This is a genomic window from Pseudoxanthomonas sp. GM95 (assembly GCF_900109775.1).
GTDB lineage: Bacteria > Pseudomonadota > Gammaproteobacteria > Xanthomonadales > Xanthomonadaceae > Pseudoxanthomonas_A.
Genome location: NZ_FOAX01000001.1, coordinates 166,929 through 187,621, shown reverse-complemented (window position 1 = coordinate 187,621; position 20,693 = coordinate 166,929). Strand labels below are relative to the sequence as shown.

Below are 20,693 nucleotides of genomic sequence, written 5' to 3'. Positions count from 1 at the left end.
TGGCAATCCCCGCCCCCTTCAACCGAAATGATCGTACCCGGCGCGCGGCGGCAGCCACGGCGCGCCATCGGCATCCAGTGCCTGAACACCAGACCCGGCCACGACACGGCCGATGCGCGAACCTGCGACGCCGACGAAATCCAGTGCCTGCTGCACCTGGTCGGCACGCTGCGGCGAGGCGGTGAAGCACAGTTCGTAATCGTCGCCGCCGCTGGCCTGCCAGGCCCAGCGCACGTCGGGCTTGAAGCGCGCGAGTGCGCGCGAAACGGGCAGCTGGGAAAGCTGGATCTCGGCGCCAACACCGCTGCGCGTGCAGACATGGCCGAGATCGGCGAGCAGGCCATCGGACACATCGACGCAGGCCGAAGCCAGGCCCACCAGCGCGCGTCCGACCTCGACGCGCGGCGTCGGCCGATCCAAGCGCGCGCGCAGTGAGCGCTCGACCGCCGCACCGGAGAACATCGACTGCAAGGCCGCCGCCGCATCGCCCGGCGTGCCGGTGACCCAGACGTCGTCACCGACGCGCGCGCCATCGCGACGCAGCGCATGGCCGGCTTCGATATGGCCCATCGCGGTCACCGCGATCGACAGCGGACCGCGCGTGGTGTCGCCGCCGACCAGCGCGACGCCGTGCAGCGCGGCCAGTTCAAGAAATCCGTCGATAAAGCCATCGACCCAGCGCGGCTCCGCATTTGGCAGGGACAGCGACAGCGTGCACCAGGCCGGCTTGGCCCCCATCGCGGCGAGATCGGAGAGATTCACCGCCAGCGCCTTCCAGCCGATATCGGCCGGCGCGGTGTCCGCGGGGAAATGCACGCCCGCATTGAGCGTGTCGGCGGTGACCACCAGCTGCATGCAGGGCGGCACCGCCAGCAGCGCGGCGTCGTCGCCGATGCCCAGCGCCACGTCCTCGCGCAGCACCACGCGCGCACGGATGCGCGCGATCAGGTCGAACTCACCGGATGCGGACGCGCCGTTGGCCACGCCAGCAGACACCGCGCAGCGTCAGCGGCTGCGCGCGTTGGCCTCGGCCGGGCGCCATGCCAGCGCGGCGCGGTCCAGCACGCCGTTGACGTAGGTGTGGCCGTGCTCGGCGCCGAAGCGCTTGGCCGTCTCGATGGCCTCGTTGATGACCACGCGATACGGCACGTCCACGCGATTGCGCAGCTCGTAGGCGGCGATGCGCAGCACCGCACGCTCGATCTGGTCGACCTCGGCCACTTCACGGTCCAGGTGTGGCAGCAATGCTTCGTCCAGCTCCTTGCTGTGCGCCATCACACCGCGGACCAGATCCTCGAAATACTCCAGGTCGGCCACTTCGTGCGCCTGCTCGTGGGCGAACTGGGCGATCACGCCCTGGGTCGTGCCGCCGGCCATCTGCCAGGCGTAGACAGCCTGCAGCGCGCGGCGACGCGCCCGGGCACGCAGGACGGGATCGACGCCATCACCGCGACGCGGTCCGGGACGGTTCATGGCAGTTTCTCCAGCAGGTTGACCAGCTCGACCGCGGCCAGCGCGACCTCTTCGCCCTTGTTGCCGTGGCTGCCGCCAGCGCGGGCCTCGGCGTCCTCGGCCACTTCCACGGCCAGCACGCCGTTGAGCACCGGGATGCGCGAATCCAGCTGGACGCGCATCAGGCCCTCGGAACAGCCGTCGGCCACGTGCTCGTAATGGCGGGTGTCGCCGCGGATCACGCAACCCAGCGCCAGCACGGCGGCGTGGTGGCCGGCCTTGGCGATGCGCGCGGCCACCAGCGGGATCTCCCAGGCGCCGGGGACGCGGATCACGTCGACCTGGCTTTCGGCGATGCCGTTGCCGGCCAGTTCCTTGCGCGCGCCGGCCACGAGCGCATCGACGATGCGCGCGTTCCAGCGACTGGCGATGATCGCGAACCGTGCGCCGTCGGACACGCGCAGGTCGCCTTCGTAATGGGTCATCCGTCGGTACAGCCGAAAAAGGGTCGGTCAGTTTAGCGCGTGACGGCCGGATCGGCCGGCGGGAGGGTTTCCACCACTTCCAGGCCGAACCCGGACAGGCCCACTTGGCGGCGCGGCGTGCCCAGCACGCGCAGCTTGCCCAGGCCCAGATCCGAGAGGATCTGCGCCCCGGCGCCGTTGCGCCGCCACTGGCCCACGTCCTTGTCCTTGCCCGGCGGGCGCACCGGCGTCTCCTTGCGCAGGCGGGCCAGCAGGGCGTCGCCATCGCGCGGGGCCGACAGCACCACCATCACGCCCTGCCCTTCGGCGGCGATCGCCCGCAGGGCATCGGTGGAAGCCACGCCGAAATCGTCGCGGCGCCAGTGCAGCAGGTCGGCCAGCGGGTTTTCCACCTGCACGCGCACCAGGGTGGGCGTGGCGGCGTCCGGGGTGCCGCGGACCAGGGCGAAATGCAGGTCGTGGGCAATGCGGTCGCGGTAGGTCACCAGCTTGAACGGACCGAACTCGGTCTCGATCTCGCGCTCGTCCACGCGCTCGACCGTGTGCTCGGTGGCCAGGCGGTAGGCGATCAGATCGGCGATCGAGCCCATCTTCAGGCCGTGCTCGCGGGCGAAGACCTCCAGTTCCGGGCGACGCGCCATCGAGCCATCGGGGTTGAGGATCTCCACCAGCACGCCAGCCGGCTCCAGCCCGGCCAGCATCGCCAGGTCCACGCCCGCCTCGGTGTGGCCGGCGCGGGTCAGCACGCCGCCGGGCTGGGCGATCAGCGGAAAGATGTGGCCCGGCTGGTGCAGGTCAACCGGCTTGGCGTCGGGCTTGACCGCGGTGCGGATGGTATGGGCGCGGTCGTAGGCCGAAATGCCCGTGGTGACGCCTTCGGCCGCCTCGATGCTGACGGTGAAGTTGGTCTGGAACTGGGCCGTATTGGCCTGGACCATCGGCGCCAGGCCGAGCTGGCCGGCCCGCTCGCGGGTGAGCGGCAGGCACACCAGGCCGCGGCCGTGGGTGACCATGAAATTGATGTCCGACGGCTTGACCAGCTCGGCGGCCATGATCAGGTCGCCTTCGTTCTCGCGGTCCTCGTCATCGACGATGACGACCATGCGGCCCTGGCGGATGTCTTCCAGGAGTTCGGGGACGGGGGCGAAGTTCATGCCTGCGCTCCCTGTGCGCCCAGCAGGCGCTCGACGTAGCGCGCCACCAGGTCGATTTCCAGGTTCACCGCATCACCCACGTTGGTCTGGGCGAAGCGCGTGTTGGCGACGGTGTGCGGGATCAACGCGACTTCGAAGCCTTCGCCGTCGACCTCGTTGACGGTCAGGCTGGTGCCGTCGACGCAGATCGAGCCCTTCTTGGCGATGTACTTCAGCAGCGCGGCCGGCGCGGCGAAGCGCCAGCGCTGGGCGCGCGCATCATCGTGCACCGACAGCACGCGACCCAGGCCATCGACATGGCCGCTGACCAGATGGCCGCCGAGGCGATCGGTCGGGCGCATGGCGCGCTCCAGGTTCAGCGCGGCGCCGACCTGCAGGCCGCCCAGTGTGGTGAGCGAGAGCGTTTCGGTGGACGCATCGGCCTGGAAGCTGGTCGCGTCGAACGCGATCACGGTCAGGCAGACGCCGTTGACGGCAATGCTTTCGCCCAGCTGCACGGCCTCGAACGGCAGCGAGCCGACGTCGAAGGTGAAACGGGTATCGCCGCCGAGCGGCTGCGCGGCAGCCAGGCGGCCGACGCCTTCGATGATGCCGGTGAACATCAGCGCACCTCCGCGTGGGAGGCGGCACGTGCCGCGCGCGGCGCGGACGGGGACAACGGGAACAGCTGTGACATGGCTACGTTTCTCGCAAGGATCCAGAGCGAAAAACGCCACAAGGCAATGGCACGCGCACGACGCTACCGTCGTGGTGCGGGCCGTCTTCTTTCATCCGGACTTTCTGGCACCTGGTGAAAGGCACCAACCGTCGGCTCCGGCATCGGACCGGATCTGCTGACCTCCGGCGGGCATGACCACACCTGCCGGAGCGCTCGCGGGCTCGTGCGGACCTTGCAGCCTGCACCTACCGCCGGTGGGGAATCGCACCCCGCCCTGAAGACGTTTACGAATGCCGGCGAACCGACCCGCGCAGTCTACCAGCCACCACCAGCCCACTCGCAGACCGGAGCGTTGCGCGGCTGGCTTTCCGCGGAATTTTCATTAAGATTCCGGCCGCGATGGAGGAACCATCGCCAACAACGCCTGTCCGCAACGGACGGGTTCACAAGGACTCAGGGGAACATTTCCAATGCGCAAGACCTTTCTGGCCGCCGTTCTGGTCGCCATGCCCTTTGCCGCGTCCGCGGCAGACCTGCCGATGAGCTACACCTTTGTTGAAGCTGGCTACACCCAGGTCAAACTGGATGACGACTTTCTGGACGATCCGAGCCTCGACGGCGGTTACATCCGCGGATCGGTGGCGATCGCCGAATCGGCCTACGTCTTTGGCAGCTGGGCGCAGGCCAGCAAAACGTATCGCTACGACGGTCTCAAGCTGAAAGTCACGCTCGATCAGCCCGAGGCCGGCATCGGCTACCACATGCCGTTCACCGATCGCCTGGATTTCATCGCCGACCTGGCGTACGTCCGCTTGGGCGTCAAGGCGAAGGCGAGCTTGGATGGCGCGAGCGCCACCGAGAGCGATCACGTCAACGTTGGCCGCGTCAGCGCCGGCGTGCGCGGCAAGCCGTCGGCCCGGACCGAGCTGTGGCTGAAGGCCGGCTACTTCGACGGCAGCGATCTGGACGAAGGCAAGTTCGTCGGCACCTTCGGCGGCCAGGTCAGCTTCACCCAGACCTGGGGTCTGGTCGGCGAAGTGCAGGTCTACGACGGTGCGACGCAGGCGTCGGTCGGCGTGCGCGCCAGCTTCTAAGCAGGCATACGCAAGGCAATGAAAGAACGGGCCCGATGGGCCCGTTCTTTTTTGCGGACTTCAGCCCGCGGGCCGCAGCAGCAAGCGCAGGTCCTGGCCGATGCGGCGCTCGTCGACCACGCGCAGGTGCTGCTGTTCGGTCAGGGCGGCGATGTTGAGGTGCGACAGCAGCGGGCGGGCGCTGTCGCCGAGCAGGGTCGGGGCGACGTAGAGCAGCAGTTCGTCGACCAGGCCGGCGGCGACCAGTTCGCCGGACAGCGTGGCGCCAGCTTCAATCTGAATCTCGCAGATACGGTGCTGGGCCAGCGTCGCCAGCACGGCGCGCAGGTCCAGCCGGCCGCCGGCCAGCGGGACTTCCTGGTAGCGGACGTTGTCGTGGTCGGCGATGCGGGTCGGCATCGGGCCGTGCAGGTACAACGTCGGCGCCTCACCCTCCTGCACGCGGGTGTGGGCCAAGCTGGACAGCGTGGCATCCAGCACCACGCGCAACGGCGGCAGGAAAGGCTGGTCTTCTTCCGGCCGCGCGGTCAGCGAAGGATCATCGGCGATCACCGTGCGCGCGCCGGTGACGATGGCGCCGGCCCGCGCGCGCCAGCGCTGCACGTCCGCGCGCGCGGACGCGCCGGTGATCCACTTGGACTCGCCGCTGGCCATCGCAGTGCGCGCATCAAGGCTGGCGCCCAGCTTCACGCGCACCCACGGCCGGCCGCGGACCACGTGCGAGATGAAGCCGCGATTGAGCTCGCGCACCTGCGCTTCCAGCAGGCCGACCTGCACGGCGATGCCGGCGGCATGAAGCTTCTCGAAACCGGCACCATCGACCTGCGGGAACGGGTCGCGCATCGCCGCCACCACGCGGCTGACGCCTGCAGCGACCAGCGCCTCGGCGCACGGGCCGGTGCGCCCGGTATGTGCGCACGGCTCCAGGGTCACGTAGGCGGTGGCGCCGCGCGCACGTTCGCCAGCCTGGCGCAGGGCGAAGACTTCCGCGTGCGGCTGGCCGGCGTACTGATGGAAGCCCTCGCCCACCACCGCGTCGCCGTAGGCGATGACGCAGCCGACCATCGGGTTGGGCTTGGCGGTCCAGGCACCGCGCTCGGCCAGGCGCAGCGCGCGCGCCATGTGGACGTGATCGGTGGCGGAAAACTCAGACATGGGCAGATCCCGGTTCGATGGCCATCACCACCACGTGCAACAGGCCAAGCGGCAAACGGTCGATGGGCGTCCAGCCCAGACGCGCGTAGTACGGCACCAGCGCGTCCTGACAGTACAGGTGCAGGCGCGGCACGCCCAGCGCTGCAGCCGCTTCCACACAGCGCTGCACCAGCGCGGCGCCGGTGCCCGCGGCGCGCGCTTCAGGCCGCACATAGAGCGAGGCCAGCCATGGCGTGTACTGGTCGATGCGCGCGTCGTCGTTGGCCAGCAGGCTGACCGAGCCGCGCCAGGCGTCGCCGTCCAGTGCAATCCACGTGGTGGGAATGACATCCCCCGCATCGTGTGCAGCCAGTTCGGCCAAGGCCTGGTCCAGCGTCCAGTCCGGCAACAGCCCGCCGAAGGCCTGCAGGTGGGCCTGGGCCAGCGATGTCAGGTGCTGCGGATGCTCGCAGAGCGGCGCGATCTGCACGACGGCGCGGATCAGCGCTTCTTGGTCTTGTCGCCCGGCTTGCCGAACGGCAGCACTTCACCGCCGAGCAGCGGCAGCTGGTCCTCGCCGGGCAGGTCGCGCTCCAGGCGGTCCAGTTCCTCGCGGAAGTCGGCCACGTCCTCGAAGCTGCGATACACCGAGGCATAGCGCACGAAGGCCACATGGTCGAGCTTGCGCAGCTCGGCCATCACGAACTCACCCACGCGGCGCGACGGCAGCTCGCGCTCGGTGGTGCGGCGCAGCTGCTGCACCACCGCACGCACAGAGGCCTCGATCTGCTCTTCGGACACCGCGCGCTTGTGTAGGGCGCGGTCGAAACTCTGGCGAAGCTTGCGTGCGTCGAAGACATCGCGGCGGCCGTCGGACTTGATCACTGCCGGCAGCTTCAGCTCGATGGTTTCCAGCGTGCTGAAGCGCTCGCCACAGGCTTCGCATTCGCGACGCCGGCGGATGGTCGCCCCGTCTTCGGACACGCGCGAGTCGATCACGCGGGTGTCGCTGTTCTGACAGAAGGGGCAATGCATGTCAGTGGACCTGACTCAGCCGTAGACCGGGAACTTCTTGCACTGCGCGGTGACCTTCTCGCGCACCGCCGCCAGCACCGATTCATCGCTGGGGGCGTCGAGCACGTCGGCGATCCAGTTGGCCAGCTCGATCGTGTCGGCTTCCTGGTAGCCGCGCGTGGTGATCGCCGGCGTGCCCAGGCGCAGGCCCGAGGTCACGAACGGCGAGCGCGGATCGCCGGGCACCGAGTTCTTGTTGGTGGTGATGTGGGCCTTGCCCAGCGCGGCCTCCGCGTCCTTGCCGGACACGTCCTTGCCGATCATGTCCACCAGCATCAGGTGGTTCTGGGTGCCGCCGGAGACGATCTTGTAACCGCGCGCGATCAGGGTGTTGGCCATCGCCTGGGCGTTCTTCACTACCTGGGCCTGGTAGGCCTTGAAGCCCGGCTCCAGCGCTTCCTTGAAGGCCACGGCCTTGGCCGCGATGACGTGCATCAGCGGGCCGCCCTGGATGCCGGGGAACACGATCGACTGCAGCTTCTTCTCGATCTCTTCGCCGGCGCCCTTGGCGATGATGATGCCGCCGCGCGGGCCGCGCAGGGTCTTGTGGGTGGTCGAGGTGACCACGTGCGCGTGTTCCAGCGGGCTCGGATACACGCCGGCGGCGACCAGGCCGGCCACGTGCGCCATGTCCACGAACAGGTAGGCGCCAACCTTGTCGGCGATGGCGCGGAAGCGCGCCCAGTCCACCACCTGCGAATACGCGCTGAAGCCGGCCACGACCATCTTCGGCTTGTGTTCCAGCGCCAGGCGCTCGACTTCGTCGTAATCGATCAGGCCGGCCTCGTTCACGCCGTATTGGATGGCGTTGAACAGCTTGCCCGACGCGTTGACCTTGGCCCCGTGGGTCAAGTGGCCGCCGTGGGCCAGCGACATGCCCAGGATGGTGTCACCCGGCTGCAGCAGGGCGAAGTACACGGCCTGGTTGGCCTGCGAGCCGCTGTGCGGCTGCACGTTGGCGTAATCGGCGCCGAAGAGTTCCTTCAGGCGCTCGATCGCCAGCTTCTCGGCGATGTCCACGAACTCGCAGCCGCCGTAGTAGCGCTTGCCCGGATAGCCTTCGGCGTACTTGTTGGTCAGCTGGCTGCCCTGGGCCTCCATGACGGCCGGGCTGGTGTAGTTCTCGCTGGCGATCAGCTCGACGTGATCCTCTTGGCGCTGCGCTTCGGCGGCGATGGCCTTGGCCAGCTCGGGGTCATAGCTTTCGATACGGACGTCACGCGGGAACATGGGGTCTCCGGGAAATGCTGTGGGCAGGTCGGCAGGCCAGCGCGACGTGCAGCCGCGGGGCCAACGGGGTTGCGGATTGTAAGCCTTCCGGGCGTTCTTCCACCAAATTACCCCGGCCCAGGCACTAACCGAGGCGCGCGGGTCACACGGCCCGCCGGCAGGACAAAAGAAAAAAGCGCCTCCGGAGGAGGCGCCTTTTCAGACCTTCTATCCGCTGCGGCTTAATGGTTCAGCAGCAGGTCGGTGATGATGCCCGTGGCGATGGCGACCATGATCAGGTTGCCGCGGTCATCGCGCACCCAGTGGTAGCCGCGCGGCGGCTGGCGCACGTGGTAGCGACCATAGTCATTGATCACGACCGTACGACCACCGTAGTAGTTGTTGTAGCGGTAGCCGCGTTCATAGGCATACGGGCGATAGACCGGGCGCGGGGCCGGACGGTAGTAGTTGCGCTCCACCACCACCGGGCGGCGATAGCCGTCGCGGTACCCGTCGCGGTAGGCCTCGCGGCGATCGCGGCGGTCGTCCCGACGATCGTCGTGGCGATCATGGCGGTCGTCCCAACCATGGCGGCCGCGGTCGTGGTGATCACGGTCGTCTGCCATGGCCGGCGCTGCTGCCAGCGACATGGCGAGGACAGGAATGCTCAGCAGGGAAAGAATCGTGCGTTTCATGGCGTGGCGTCTCCGTAACGTGGTGTCACGATGCAGATGATGCGCTGCCGGGGTGAACGCAAACTGGCTGGAAACGGTTTACAAAAGTTCCGTTAATGCTGGGGAATGCCCCCTGTTCAGTTTCGCGGCCTCGTATCGGCGGACTTGGCGCCGCCGCTATAATGGGCGATCCCTTTTCACTGCCCTCCTCGCTGCGCTGCAGCCGCGGTCGGCAGGCTGCGCCCACGCCGGAGACCCCATGTCGCAATACATCTACACCATGAATCGCGTGTCCAAGGTGGTCCCGCCCAAGCGGCAGATCATCAAGGACATCTCGCTGAGCTTCTTCCCCGGCGCCAAGATCGGCCTGCTGGGCCTGAACGGCGCGGGCAAGTCGACGGTGCTGAAGATCATGGCCGGTGTGGACACCGATTTCGAGGGCGAGGCCCGCCCGCAGCCGGGCATCAAGGTCGGCTACCTGGCGCAGGAACCCGAGCTCAACCCCGAGCACACCGTGCGCGAGGCCGTGGAAGAAGGCGTGGGCGAGGTGCTGCAGGCCCAGGCCGCGCTGGACCGCGTGTATGACGCCTATGCCGAGGAAGGCGCCGATTTCGACGCGCTGGCCAAGGAACAGGAGCGCCTGGAGGCGATCCTGGCCGCCGGCGACGCCAGCACCCTGGAGCAGCAGCTGGACATCGCCGCCGACGCGCTGCGCCTGCCGCCGTGGGAGGCCATCGTCGGCAAACTGTCCGGTGGTGAGAAGCGCCGCGTCGCGCTGTGCCGCCTGCTGCTGCAGAAGCCGGACATGCTGCTGCTCGACGAACCGACCAACCACCTCGACGCCGAGTCGGTCGAGTGGCTGGAGCAGTTCCTGGCCCGCTACACCGGCACCGTGGTGGCCGTCACCCATGACCGCTACTTCCTGGACAACGCCGCCGAGTGGATCCTGGAACTGGACCGCGGCCGCGGCATTCCGTGGAAGGGCAACTACACCGACTGGCTGATGCAGAAGGAAGACCGCCTCAAGCAGGAAGACAACCAGGAAAAGGCCCGCCAGAAGGCGATCCAGAAGGAACTGGAGTGGTCGCGCCAGAACGCCAAGGGCGGCCGCACCAAGGGCAAGGCCCGTCTGGCCCGCCTGGAAGAGCTGCAGTCGGTGGACTACCAGAAGCGCAACGAGACCAATGAAATCTTCATCCCGCCGGGCGAGCGCCTGGGCAATGCGGTGATGGAGTTCAAGAACGTCTCCAAGAAGTTCGGCGACCGCCTGCTGTTCGACAACCTGAGTTTCTTGGTCCCGGGCGGCGCGATCGTCGGCATCATCGGCCCCAACGGCGCCGGCAAGTCGACCCTGTTCAAGATGATCACCGGCCAGGAAAAGCCCGACACCGGCGAAATCATTGTCGGCCCCAGCGTGCAGCTGTCCTACGTGGACCAGAGCCGCGACGCGCTGGAAGGCAACCACAACGTTTTCCAGGAAATCGCGGGCGGCCTGGACATCCTCAACATCAACGGCATCGAGATCCAGTCGCGTGCCTACATCGGCCGCTTCAACTTCAAGGGCCAGGACCAGCAGAAGCTGGTCGGTTCGCTGTCAGGTGGTGAACGCGGCCGCCTGCACATGGCCAAGACGCTGCTGCAGGGCGGCAACGTGCTGCTGCTCGACGAACCGTCCAACGACCTGGACATCGAAACCCTGCGCGCGCTGGAAGACGCGCTGCTGGAGTTCCCGGGCAACACCTTCGTCATCAGCCATGACCGCTGGTTCCTGGACCGCATCGCCACGCACATCCTGGCGTTCGAAGGTGACTCGCACGTGGAGTTCTTCCAGGGCAACTACCGCGAGTACGAGGAAGACAAGAAGCGCCGCCTGGGCGACGCCGCCGGTCCGACCCGCCTGCGCTTCAAGGCGTTGAAGTGATGACTTGGCGCGCCTGCTAAAGCAGGCGCCTTTGCCAAGCCCGGCGGAGGCATGCCTCCGCCATCCCCGCGCAGGCGGGGATCCAGGGACTTTGCCTTTCTGTTTTACGAAAACAAAAAGCCCCGCGAGAGCGGGGCTTTTTCATTCCACCAGCAGCGCCGTATCAAATCAGCTTGGTCGCATTGTCGAGCACGTAATCGCAGGCCTTGTCCTTGACCTTGCCCGACACCGATTCCAGGTTGAAGGACTTGCCGCCATCGCCCTTGAGCAGGCCCATCGCGCCGCTCTTGTAGTCCGGCGACTGCTCGGCCTGCTGCGGGCTGCCCAGGCCGTACTTGGACATCAGCTTGTCCTTGACCGAGGTCACCGCGTTGGCGCTGAGATATTTGCGCTGCACGCAGTACTGCAGCACGCCCGCGGCATTGCCGGCGGTGTTGCCGCTCATGGCCGGCATCGACAGGCCGCCGAGCGCACCCAGCGCGCTGCTGCCCTGCCCGCTGGATTGCGTGGACTGGCTGGACTGCTGGCTCTTGAGCATGTCCTTGAAGCTCTGCGCCTGCGCGGTGGCGCAGACGCCCAACGCGGCGATCAGCACGCTGGTCCGCAGGAGATTGGAAGTCATCATCACGGCGCCCACCTGTCACGAGGAAGATGCGCGCAGGCTAACAGCCCCGCATGACGCGAGCACGCCGCCCATCGCAGAACGCGGCGCTCACTTGCCCGCGCCAAGCTCCGGAAACAGCACATCGGTAAAGCCGAAGGTGCTGAAATCCTTGATCCGCGAGGGATACAGGATGCCGTCCAGGTGATCGACCTCGTGCTGCACCACGCGTGCGTGGAAGCCTTCAGCGATCTGGTCCACGCGCTGGCCTTCCGCATTCCAGCCGGTGTAGCGGATGCGCTTGAAACGCGGGATCACCGCGCGCAGGCCGGGAATGGAAAGACAACCCTCCCAGCCATCTTCCAGCTCATCGGAGAGCGGCTCGATCACCGGGTTGAACAGCGCTGTGCGCGGCACGGCCGGCGCATCGGGATAGCGCGGGTTCTGCTCGAAGCCGAACACGATCACCCGCTTGCTCACCGCCACCTGCGGCGCGGCCAGGCCGACGCCATTGGCCTGCACCATCGTCTGGAACATGTCATCGACCAGGTCGCGCAGTTCGCCGGTGGCGAAGTGTTCGACCGGCTCGGCCAGCTGCAGCAGCACGGGCTCGCCCATGCGCACGATGTCTCGGATCATGCCGCCATCTCCTCGGGTGGCAGGCCGAACACCTGCCGCAGGTAACGCACGTAGGCCGGATCGTCGCACATGCTCTTGCCCGGCGAGTCGGACAGCTTGGCCACGGGCTGGCCGTTGCAACGCGTCATCTTGATGACGATGTTCAGCGCCTTGGGGCCCAGGTCGTTGGTGAGGTTGGTGCCGATGCCGAAGGCCAGGCGGCAGCGTCCGTGGAAGTGCGCGTACAGCTGCGCCACCTTTTCCACATCCAGGCCATCGCTGAAGACCAGCGACTTGGCCGACGGATCGACGCGGTTGGCCACCAGGTGCGCCAGCATCCGCTCGCCCCAGGCGAAGGGATCGCCCGAGTCGTGGCGCATCCCGTCGAACAGCTTGCAGAAGTACATGTCGTAGTCACGCAGGAACGCATCGGTACCGACGACATCGCTGAGCGCGATGCCCAGGTCGCCGCGATACTCGCGCGCCCAGGCTTCCAGCGCAGCCGCCTGTGCATCGCGCAGGCGCGGGCCCAGCGCCTGGAAGGCCTGCAGCCACTCGTGCGCCATCGTGCCCAGCGGCGTCATGCCGTATTGGCGGGCGAAGTGCACATTGCTCGTCCCGACGAACTGCGCGCCCAGCCCGTCGCGCAGGCGCGGCAGCATCTGTGCGTGCCAGGCGCGCGAGTAGCGCCGGCGCGTGCCGTAATCGGCGATCGCGCAGCCAGCCGCGTCGGGGATTGCGCGCAGGCGTTCGATCTTGGCGTCGAGCCGGCGCGCGCCCTCTTCCAGATCGCCCTGCCCCAGCGCGTCGAAGTAGACCTCGTTGATGATCGCCAGCAATGGCACTTCGAACAGGATTGTGTGCAGCCACGGGCCTTCGATTTCCAGTTCGATCTCGCCCGGCACTTCGGTCGACGCCTTGAGCGAGACGTACTTGCGATCGAAGTGGAACAGGCCGAGGAAGTCGACGAAATCCGGCTTGATGAAACGCAGGCTGCGCAGGTAATCCAGCTCGCCCGGCGTGAAGCGCAGCGTGCACAGCGCATCGATCTCGTCGGAGATCCGGCCCAGGTGCGCAGCCAGGTCGATGCCCGGCGTGCGGCACTTGAACCGGTACTGCACCTGCGCGGCCGGGTACTGATGCAGCACCGCCTGCATCATCGTGAACTTGTACAGATCGGTGTCGAGCAGCGAGGGAATGATCATGGCCCGATTATGCGCGCCGCCCAGACGGCCGCGCATCACGGCCAGCGCTCAGCGCAGCAGACGCACCGTTGCGGCCATGACGAAGTGCGCCCAGATCACACCCCACACGCCGATGCGCGTGGGCAGCGCGCGATGCGACGCCTCGAACTTGCGGAAGTAGCGCCACAGGCCGCGATGCTTGTGCCATTCCACGAACAGCGGCCGGGAACGGCTGGACACGCCGCGGATGTGCAGCACGCACACATCGTTGGCCACCGCCACGCGCGTGCCGGCCACGCGCGCACGCCGGCACAGGTCCAGGTCCTCGGCGTGCAGGCGGTAACCGGTGTCGAAGCCGCCCAGCGCGTTGAACCGTTCGCGGGCGATGAACATCAATGCGCCGGACACCGCTTCGACTTCCTGCACGCGCTGCCCCGCTTCGCGCGGCACGCCCAGCTGGCCGCGCCCGGGCGCGCGCAGCATTGCGCCGAAGTCCGGATCGCGCCGCCGCGCGGCCGCATCGGACTGGCCTTCCTCGTCGACCAACTCCACGCCCAGCAGCACCGGCGCGTGGGCCTGCGCATGCGCGCGCAGACGCAGCAGCGTGTCGGCTTCGACCATCAGGTCCGGATTGACAAAGGCCAGCCACGGCGCCGACGAATCGGCCGCACCCTGGTTACAGCCCACCGAGAAGCCGGGGTTGTCCGGATTGCCGATGAAGTGCACGCGCGGGTCGCGCGCCGCATGGCGCTGGACCAGCTCCAGCGTGCCGTCGTCCGAGGCATTGTCGACCACGCGTATCTGCACGACGCCCTGCGCCGCGCGCAGCCGGGTCAGGCAGGCATCGATGGTCGAGGCACTCTGGTGGGTCACCACCACCGCGGCGATGCCGCCGCCTTCAGCCGAAGAGTTCACGCTGCAATTCCGTTCCAGCCTGCGCATGGCAGGCGTCAAGGCGGGCACGCACCTCGTGCAGGGGGTCGTCCATGAGGAAGCGCGCCAGGCGCGCGTTCCAGTCCGGCCAGCGCGTGGCCAGCGCATCCATGTCGCCATCGCCCGGGCCGCCTTCGCCACCGCGCGCGACAAAGGCGGTGTCGCACAGCACGTTGCGCCAGCCCAGTCCGGACAAGCGCAACGAAAGATCGATCAACGCCGCGTACCAGCTTTGGTAGCTGTGCGGGTCAAGCCCGCCAGCACGTGCACGCGCACGACCGCGCAGTGCCACCGCGTGGCTGACGGCGGCCGGCAGTTCGGGATAGGTCGCCGGCATCGCCGCGCAGGCCTGCGCGGTGCGCTGCGGATCGGCCGGCGGCGGCGAGACTTCGCCCAGGCGCGGCCACGCAGCCGACTCACCGGCGTTGCACCACGGCGTGGCGGTGGCAATGGACGCATCGCCGGCGAAGCACGCACTGAGCTGCGTCAGCCAGCCCGCCAGCGGCTGTGCATCGGGCGCCAGCACCACCACGTCGATGCCGGCGCAGGCAGCGAGCATTTCATCCAGGTGCGCGACCTCGCCCAACGGCACCGGCCGACGGGTGTAGTCGGCCTTGAGCTTTGTACTGGCCAGCCAGCGTTCGATCAGCGCGCGGCCACGCGGCCCGCTCTGCGCGTCATCGGCCAGCCAGACCTGGGTGCCGGCCGGCGTGCTGGCTTCCAGGGCAGCCAGGCACGCGTCCAGCGCCTCGTCGTCCACGCCGACGGGCAGCAGGACGACAGGCGATGCAGCGGAGGACGTTTGGCTCACTTGCCCTGCGATGGCTTCAACGGTTCCATCGCACGGAACCGCTGGCTGTATTCGTCGGTGAGGTTCCGCGCTTCCTGCGGATTGCGCACGATGGTGGGGGTGAGCAGGATGATGACTTCGTTGCGCCCTGTGTTCTGGGTCTTGCGGCCGAACAGCGCACCCACCCAGGGAATCCGGCTCAAGCCCGGCACACCCGACGAGCCGTTGCTTGTGGTGTCGCTGATCAGGCCCGCCAGCATCACGGTGTCGCCGGCCTGGACTGCTGCTTCTGTCTTCATGCGGCGACTATTGATGCGCACATTGCCGTTTTCATCCGGCTCGTCGCCCGGCGAGCTCACTTCCTGCACGATATCCATGAACACCATGCCGTCCCGCGTGACGCGGGGGCGCACCTTCAACGACACGCCGGTATCGATGTACTGCACCTGGCTGTAGGTGGCGGTGGTCGTGCCGGTATCGACGGAGACCGATGAAATCGGAATGCGGCTACCGACATTGAGCGTAGCTTCGGCGTTGTTGCGCACGAAGATCGAGGGCGTCTGCAGCAGGCGCACGTCGGTAACTTCATCCAAGGCCGAAATAACTGCTGCTGCGTTCTTCCCCAGGAAGGTCCAGCCCACGCCACCACTGCCGACCTGGCCAGCAATGTCGCCCCAGATCTGGCGCCCCACCGCGCTGGGAAGGCCCGCGCCATTGCCGATCACGCTTGTAGCGGTGCCGGAAAGCGGCGCGTTCACCGCCTGCTCGAAATACCAGTTAACGCCGTAGCTGAGCTCGCCAGTGAGGTTGACTTCGGCGACCTGCGCTTCGATATGCACCTGCATCGGCATGACATCGAGCCTGTCGATGACGTCCTTGATCGAGCGCCACGCATTACCGCTGGCACGCACCAGCAATGAATTGGTTTCTTCCACGGCCGCAACGCCGACCTTGCTGCCTTCCACCTCAAGCTGGACGGCGCCATTGCCGTTGCGCGCGCGATCCAACTGGAGCGAGGCGCCGCCGTTCCCTGTGCTGGACGACCCACCGAGGCTGCTGTCGCTCAAGCCACCCATTGACGAATCGTTGGACGAATTGTTACCGGATCCAAAACTGAAGCTGCTATCACGCCCATCCAGACCACTGTCACTCAGCGAGCCACCGGCGGCACCGGGTGCCAGCGACACGTTCGAGCCGCTGCTGTTGCTGTTACGTCCACCGCTGCCGAAGACCTCGGCCAAGCGGTCCGCCAGATCCCGCGCCTTGATGTATTTCAACTCGTACGAAAACAGGCGCGGCGTGTCGCCGGCGTTGTCGATGCGTTCCAGCCAGTCCTGGATCTGGTCCAGGTAGGACGCCTGCGGGGTGATGACCATCACCGCGTTGGAGCCTTCCAGCGGCATGAAGCGGAACATGCCGGCGCTGGGCGTCTTGCTGTTCTCGCCGAAGACTTTCTCAAGATCGGCCACGACCTTGGTGGCCTGCCCGGTCTCCAGCGGGAACACGCCCACCGACATGCCCGAGAGCCAATCCACGTCGAAGATCTGGATGGTGCGCAGGTAGTTTTCCAGCTCGCTGCGCGAGCCGCTGATGGTGATGATGTTGCGGGTGGGATCGGTGCCAATGACGGCGTTGCTGCGCGCGTATGGCTCCAGGATCTTCTTCATCTCGTTGGCGGCGATGAAGCGCAGCGGCACCACCCGCACCTCGTAACCACGCGCGTTGCCGGCATCGCCCGAACGCGGCGCGACCGTACCCTGCAGCGCCTGGTCGGCCGGGACGATGTTGTAGCGGCCGTCGGCGTAGACCATGCGCGCGTTGTTCCAGCTCAGCACCTGCTCCAGCAGCGACAGCGCCTGCGCCGGCGAGACCGCGTGCGGCGTGGCCAACGTCACCGTGCCCTGCACACCGGGCGCGATCACGTAGTTCTGGCCCAGCATGTCGCTCAGGATCGCCTTGACCACGGCCGGCAGCGACTCGCCCTCGAAGTTGAACGTCGCGCTGCCGTTGGTGCCGCCGGACAGCGCGGGCGGCGCGGCCGCGGCGGCGCTGCGGTTGATCACCTGGCCGCTGCCGCGCCGGATCTGCGCCTGCGGGCCGGCCTGCGGCGCCTCGGCCGATTCCAGCGGCGAAGTCTGCGCCGCGCCTGCGGCGGCTTCCGGATTGGCGGGATTGCCGCGGCGTTGCACTTCGGGCACCGGCGCGGTGGCGCAACCGGCCAACAGACCCAGCAGGACACTCAAAAGAAAGGCGTTGCGTGACGTCATGTCTTCACTCTACTTGGTGTTTCCCGGGGCGCCGGAATTCTGTTGTTCGCGCATCTGCCGGCGGCGCGCTTCGATGCGCTCACGGATCGCCTGCATCTGCTGCTCGGTCGTCTGTGGTGCCTGCGCGGGTGGCGCCGGATCGGCCGCGTCGGCCGAGGGCGGTGCACCGCGGCCCTGGGTGTCGGATGGCGACGGCCGCTCGCGCGGCGGCGTGTTGCCGCTGCGCGCCGGTGGCGGCGGGATCGGCGGCGTGGCCGCTTGCGCGGCGCCGTTCTGCTGCGAGGCCAACTGGGTCGGTGGTTCGCCACCCTGGCCGTCGAACACGCGCAACTCCAGCGTGCGCTGGCCTTCGGGGCCTTCGAAGATGGCGCGGCGCGGTTCCAGCTCGGCCAGGCGCCAACCCGGCGAGGCCGCCGGCGATTCGCCCACCTTCACCCGCACGGCCGAGGCCGGGCCGCCTTCGCCCGGCGACTGCAGGATCGCCAACCGCACGCGCGGGGTGATCAGCACGCTGGTCAGCACGTAATCGAAGCCCTTGCTGGCCTGCTCGCCGCCCTGGCCCTCCAGGTAGAACGGATGCGGCTGGCGGTCGGAGGCGAACACCGGCCGGCGGCTGATTTCCGAATACTGCTCCAGCGGCCCCAACCGCTCGGGCGCCGGCGCGGGCAGCGCGGGCAAGGCCTGGACCAGGCCGGGGTCATCGGGCAGCGGCACGATCCGGCGGCCCATCCCGGCCAGCGCCAGTACCGCGGTCAGCACCGCCCAGCCGGCCAGGGCCAGCAGTAGCCAGGTGCGCGGGCCGAGGGTTTCACTGCGCACGGGCACCCCCACGCGCGGGCGTCGGCGCGGCCGGCGACGGCTTGAGATAACCGGACAGGTCGAAGCTGACGTTCAACCCGCCGCTCTGGTCTTCGGCCTGTGGCGTGCGGAAGTTGAAGCTCTGCGCCAGGATGTTGAGGTTATCCACGAACAGCCGCGGGCTGCCCGATTCCAGCGCGTGCAGCACGGCGGCCGTCTCCGGCACGCCGCAACGCAGGGTCACCTGCACCACCACGCGCGGGAAGCGCTCGCCGCCGCCGGCCGGGAACGGCGAGCGGTTGGTGATGGCGCAGCTGCGGTTGCCGGGGCTGGCCTGGCCGACCACGGTTTCCAGGCGCTGGGTGAGCGCGGCGGTGGCCAGCTCGGCCGAGGGTTCGGTCAGGAAACCCGGCCGGTTGCCCAGCGCGGCCTGCGCGGCGGCAAGCTGGCGCTCGACCTGCGGGCGCTGCTGCAGCTGGGTGCGCACGCGCAGTTCGCGCGATTGCGATTCGGCGATGCGCGCGCCGACCTCGCGCATCGGCATGGTCCACCACGGATGCACCAGCACCAGGTAGGCCAGCGCCAGCGCGGCCAGCAGCAGGCCCAACGCCAGCCAGCGATCCTGTTGCGCGGTCCTAGCGGCCATTGGGCGTCCTGCCGGTTTTGGGCGCGGTGTTCGACGGCGGCTTGGGACCGGCCAGTTGCGCGGTCATGCTGAAGCGGTCCAGCCGGGTGCGGCGATCCATCTGCAGTGCACCGGTCAGCGCCGGCGAGGTCCACAGCTTGGACCCCTCCAGCACCTTGACCAAGCCGGGCGCCTCCGGGCTCAGGCCGATCAGCAGCAGGCGGTCGCCTTCGATCGAGACCTTCTCCAGATAGGTGTTGTCGGGCAGCAGGCGGGTGAGCTCGTCCAGCACCTCGACCGTGGTCGGGCGCGCGGCGCGCTGGGCCTGGAGGAACTTGGCGCCTTCGACCAGATCCACCAGCTGCTGGCGCTGCGCGGCCACGCCGCGGGCCTGGGCGGCACTGCGCTCGACCTGCGCGGCGAAGGCATCGGCGGCGGCCTCGCGATTGGCCAGTACCTGCCAGCCGGCGAAGGCCAGGGCCAGCACCGCCACCAGCGCGGCGATCAGGTTCCAGCTGCGGGCCGGGCTGGCCCGGCGCACGCGCAGGGCCGGCGGCAGCAGGTTGACGCCCAGCGGCTGGCCGCTGGCATCGGCCACGTCCAAGCCGGCCAGCCCCTGGGCGACCGGGCCGAGCGCTTCCAGCGCGCGATCCACGCCCTGGCGCCGGACCACGACCAGCTCGGCCTCGATCTGGCCGTCGGCACGGCGGCCGGTGATGCGCGCATCGAAATACACCGCGTCGGCGGTGAACGGGGTCTGCCGATCGATCTCGAAACCGACGACTTCGCGCAGGCGCTCGGCGGCGGCGGCCGGCAGCAGCAGCGGCCGGCGCAGCACCTGCACGGCTGGCAGCAGGCTCCAGCGCGGCAGGCCAGCCAGACGGGAGTCGAGCACGGCGTCGAGTTCGGCGCTGCTCACCGGCAGCGGCAGCGAGGCGAGTGTTTCCAGCCCGGCCGGGCCGGATTTGACCAGGGCCGCTTCAGCGGCCTGCGGCACCAGCAGCAGGCGCTCGGCGGCCAGGCCGAACAGCGTGCGCCAGCGGGCCGGCAGCCAGCTGGACAGCGCGTCGCGCCACCAGGAGAAAAAGCGGCTGGCAGCGCCCATCGAGCGCCCCAAGCCCGGCAGCACGGACGTGCCGGCGCGGGGTGTCGTCATCGGGGTTCCCAACCTTCCTCCCAGCGCAACGTCGTATACATGGCGCCCGGCGTCGGACCGCCCCCCGCGCGCACCACCGCCCGCAGCACCGCCTGGCGGCCATCGGGGCGTCGTGCGCGGCTCTCGATACTATACGTGCCGGTCCCCTGGCCCACGACCCCGGCCACCTGGCCGTTGGCGCCCTGGCGCTGGGCAAGCACCAGACTGGGATCCATGCCCAATGCGGTCAGCACCGGTCCCTGCGCGTAGGTCGGATCGGGTCGGCTGCGGCCGCTGTAGAGGGTGAGGTACGGTCGCACGCGGGCATAGATGTCCGGCGTCCAACCCAGCACCTGCTCGACCTCGCCCACGGTTTCGAACGGCGCGTCCTTGGCGCCATACGGCAGGCCGGCCTCGGCGTACTGCGGGTCCTCGGCACCGCTGGTGGGCTGGACCAGCGGATCGCTATCGCGCCAGTCGATGACCGCACCGGCCAGCTGCTGGGCCTGGCCGTCTTCCACCCCGACCGCGCGCAGCAGGTTGGCCAGGGTCTGGGCATCGGTCTGGTTAAGATCGACCTTGCCGGTCTCGTCCACCAGCTGCACCTCCAGCTGGCTGCCGGCGTAGGTCCAGGCGTAGGGACGGCCATCGGGCACCCAGCGGGTGCGCGCATCGGCGTCGGCCACGCGCTGCAGCGCGTATTCCACGCCGGCCCGGGCGATTTCCTGCGTCACGCTGCCCTGCGCCAGCACCCGGCCCTGCAGCGACTCGACCCGCGCAGTGATGGCGAAGGCGCCGATCAGCGCCGTCAGCAGCGCGATCAGCCACACCACCAGCAGCAGCGCGACGCCGCGCTGGGCATCGCGTCGAACGGGCATGCGCCGCTG

At 68.4% G+C, this 20,693-nt stretch carries 22 protein-coding genes and 1 riboswitch; of the genes, 2 read left to right on the top strand and 20 right to left on the bottom strand.

The annotated features are described in order from the left end of the window. Positions 1-18: 18 nt before the first annotated feature. Genes thiL through BMZ17_RS00840 form a run of 5 tightly spaced genes read right to left on the bottom strand, consistent with a single transcriptional unit; the run spans position 19 to position 3,693 of the window. Positions 19-996 (bottom strand): thiamine-phosphate kinase, encoded by a 978-nt coding sequence (thiL, locus tag BMZ17_RS00860; protein ID WP_093133972.1) that lies wholly within the window; start codon positions 994-996, stop codon positions 19-21. 9 nt (positions 997-1,005) lie between these two features. Continuing rightward, positions 1,006-1,473, bottom strand: a complete 468-nt coding sequence (gene nusB, locus BMZ17_RS00855; protein ID WP_093133969.1) for a transcription antitermination factor NusB — start codon at positions 1,471-1,473, stop codon at positions 1,006-1,008. Next, a complete protein-coding gene (gene ribH / locus BMZ17_RS00850) occupies positions 1,470-1,937 on the bottom strand; it encodes a 6,7-dimethyl-8-ribityllumazine synthase (RefSeq protein ID WP_093133966.1) in 468 nt (155 codons plus the stop codon). The genes nusB and ribH overlap by 4 nt, the downstream gene beginning before the upstream one ends. Positions 1,938-1,969: 32 nt before the next feature. Next, a complete protein-coding gene (ribB, locus tag BMZ17_RS00845; protein WP_093133963.1) occupies positions 1,970-3,091 on the bottom strand; it encodes a 3,4-dihydroxy-2-butanone-4-phosphate synthase in 1,122 nt (373 codons plus the stop codon). Beyond that, positions 3,088-3,693 carry a riboflavin synthase gene (locus BMZ17_RS00840; protein WP_093133960.1) on the bottom strand — a complete coding sequence of 202 codons (606 nt, stop codon included), beginning with the start codon at positions 3,691-3,693 and terminating at the stop codon, positions 3,088-3,090. The genes ribB and BMZ17_RS00840 overlap by 4 nt, the downstream gene beginning before the upstream one ends. A 153-nt stretch (positions 3,694-3,846) precedes the next feature. Beyond that, positions 3,847-4,035, bottom strand: a riboswitch (FMN riboswitch). Between the two features lie 184 nt (positions 4,036-4,219). Here BMZ17_RS00840 and BMZ17_RS00835 point away from each other — a divergent pair. Next, positions 4,220-4,843, top strand: a complete 624-nt coding sequence (locus BMZ17_RS00835) for a hypothetical protein (protein ID WP_093133957.1) — start codon at positions 4,220-4,222, stop codon at positions 4,841-4,843. Between the two features lie 60 nt (positions 4,844-4,903). On the opposite strand, the gene ribD is transcribed toward BMZ17_RS00835, so the two are convergent. The 5 genes from ribD to BMZ17_RS00810 form a co-directional block, all read right to left on the bottom strand. Continuing rightward, positions 4,904-5,998, bottom strand: a complete 1,095-nt coding sequence (gene ribD, locus BMZ17_RS00830) for a bifunctional diaminohydroxyphosphoribosylaminopyrimidine deaminase/5-amino-6-(5-phosphoribosylamino)uracil reductase RibD (RefSeq protein ID WP_093133954.1) — start codon at positions 5,996-5,998, stop codon at positions 4,904-4,906. Then, a complete protein-coding gene (locus tag BMZ17_RS00825; RefSeq protein ID WP_093133951.1) occupies positions 5,991-6,467 on the bottom strand; it encodes a GNAT family N-acetyltransferase in 477 nt (158 codons plus the stop codon). The genes ribD and BMZ17_RS00825 overlap by 8 nt, the downstream gene beginning before the upstream one ends. 11 nt (positions 6,468-6,478) lie before the next feature. After that, positions 6,479-7,012, bottom strand: a complete 534-nt coding sequence (nrdR, locus tag BMZ17_RS00820; RefSeq protein WP_093133947.1) for a transcriptional regulator NrdR — start codon at positions 7,010-7,012, stop codon at positions 6,479-6,481. A 15-nt stretch (positions 7,013-7,027) separates the two neighbouring features. Further along, on the bottom strand, positions 7,028-8,281 hold the full coding sequence (glyA, locus tag BMZ17_RS00815) for a serine hydroxymethyltransferase (protein ID WP_093133944.1): 1,254 nt from the start codon (positions 8,279-8,281) through the stop codon (positions 7,028-7,030). Positions 8,282-8,502: 221 nt separating this feature from the next. After that, a complete protein-coding gene (locus BMZ17_RS00810; RefSeq protein WP_093133941.1) occupies positions 8,503-8,955 on the bottom strand; it encodes an RcnB family protein in 453 nt (150 codons plus the stop codon). Between the two features lie 238 nt (positions 8,956-9,193). Here BMZ17_RS00810 and ettA point away from each other — a divergent pair, with 238 nt between their 5' ends. Next, entirely contained in the window at positions 9,194-10,855 is a 1,662-nt protein-coding gene (gene ettA / locus BMZ17_RS00805; RefSeq protein WP_093133938.1) for an energy-dependent translational throttle protein EttA, read from the top strand. A gap of 163 nt (positions 10,856-11,018) precedes the next feature. Here ettA and BMZ17_RS00800 read toward each other — a convergent pair whose 3' ends face one another. From BMZ17_RS00800 to BMZ17_RS00755, 10 genes are all read right to left on the bottom strand, one after another. Further along, positions 11,019-11,477 carry a DUF2501 domain-containing protein gene (locus BMZ17_RS00800; RefSeq protein WP_175485439.1) on the bottom strand — a complete coding sequence of 153 codons (459 nt, stop codon included), beginning with the start codon at positions 11,475-11,477 and terminating at the stop codon, positions 11,019-11,021. A gap of 90 nt (positions 11,478-11,567) precedes the next feature. Beyond that, a complete protein-coding gene (gene def / locus BMZ17_RS00795) occupies positions 11,568-12,095 on the bottom strand; it encodes a peptide deformylase (protein ID WP_093133931.1) in 528 nt (175 codons plus the stop codon). Then, the gene (gene pncB / locus BMZ17_RS00790) at positions 12,092-13,279 is read right to left on the bottom strand and encodes a nicotinate phosphoribosyltransferase (RefSeq protein WP_093133927.1); all 1,188 of its coding nucleotides are present in this window, start codon (positions 13,277-13,279) and stop codon (positions 12,092-12,094) included. The genes def and pncB overlap by 4 nt, the downstream gene beginning before the upstream one ends. A 48-nt stretch (positions 13,280-13,327) precedes the next feature. Then, positions 13,328-14,200: a glycosyltransferase family 2 protein gene (locus BMZ17_RS00785; protein ID WP_093133922.1), complete on the bottom strand. Its 873-nt coding sequence runs from the start codon at positions 14,198-14,200 to the stop codon at positions 13,328-13,330. Beyond that, positions 14,157-15,002, bottom strand: coding sequence for a glycosyltransferase family 2 protein (locus BMZ17_RS00780; protein WP_093133918.1), 846 nt, complete (start codon positions 15,000-15,002; stop codon positions 14,157-14,159). The genes BMZ17_RS00785 and BMZ17_RS00780 overlap by 44 nt, the downstream gene beginning before the upstream one ends. Further along, positions 14,999-17,248 carry a type II secretion system secretin GspD gene (gene gspD, locus BMZ17_RS00775; RefSeq protein WP_093133914.1) on the bottom strand — a complete coding sequence of 750 codons (2,250 nt, stop codon included), beginning with the start codon at positions 17,246-17,248 and terminating at the stop codon, positions 14,999-15,001. The genes BMZ17_RS00780 and gspD overlap by 4 nt, the downstream gene beginning before the upstream one ends. 9 nt (positions 17,249-17,257) lie before the next feature. Then, a complete protein-coding gene (locus BMZ17_RS00770; protein ID WP_093137968.1) occupies positions 17,258-18,067 on the bottom strand; it encodes a hypothetical protein in 810 nt (269 codons plus the stop codon). Continuing rightward, on the bottom strand, positions 18,057-18,692 hold the full coding sequence (gspM, locus tag BMZ17_RS00765) for a type II secretion system protein GspM (RefSeq protein WP_093133911.1): 636 nt from the start codon (positions 18,690-18,692) through the stop codon (positions 18,057-18,059). The genes BMZ17_RS00770 and gspM overlap by 11 nt, the downstream gene beginning before the upstream one ends. Next, a complete protein-coding gene (locus BMZ17_RS00760) occupies positions 18,682-19,827 on the bottom strand; it encodes a PilN domain-containing protein (protein ID WP_093133908.1) in 1,146 nt (381 codons plus the stop codon). The genes gspM and BMZ17_RS00760 overlap by 11 nt, the downstream gene beginning before the upstream one ends. Next, complete coding sequence (locus BMZ17_RS00755; RefSeq protein WP_093137967.1) at positions 19,824-20,684, bottom strand: type II secretion system minor pseudopilin; 861 nt, start codon at positions 20,682-20,684, stop codon at positions 19,824-19,826. Before BMZ17_RS00755 ends, BMZ17_RS00760 begins: the two co-directional genes overlap by 4 nt. Positions 20,685-20,693 lie beyond the last annotated feature (9 nt).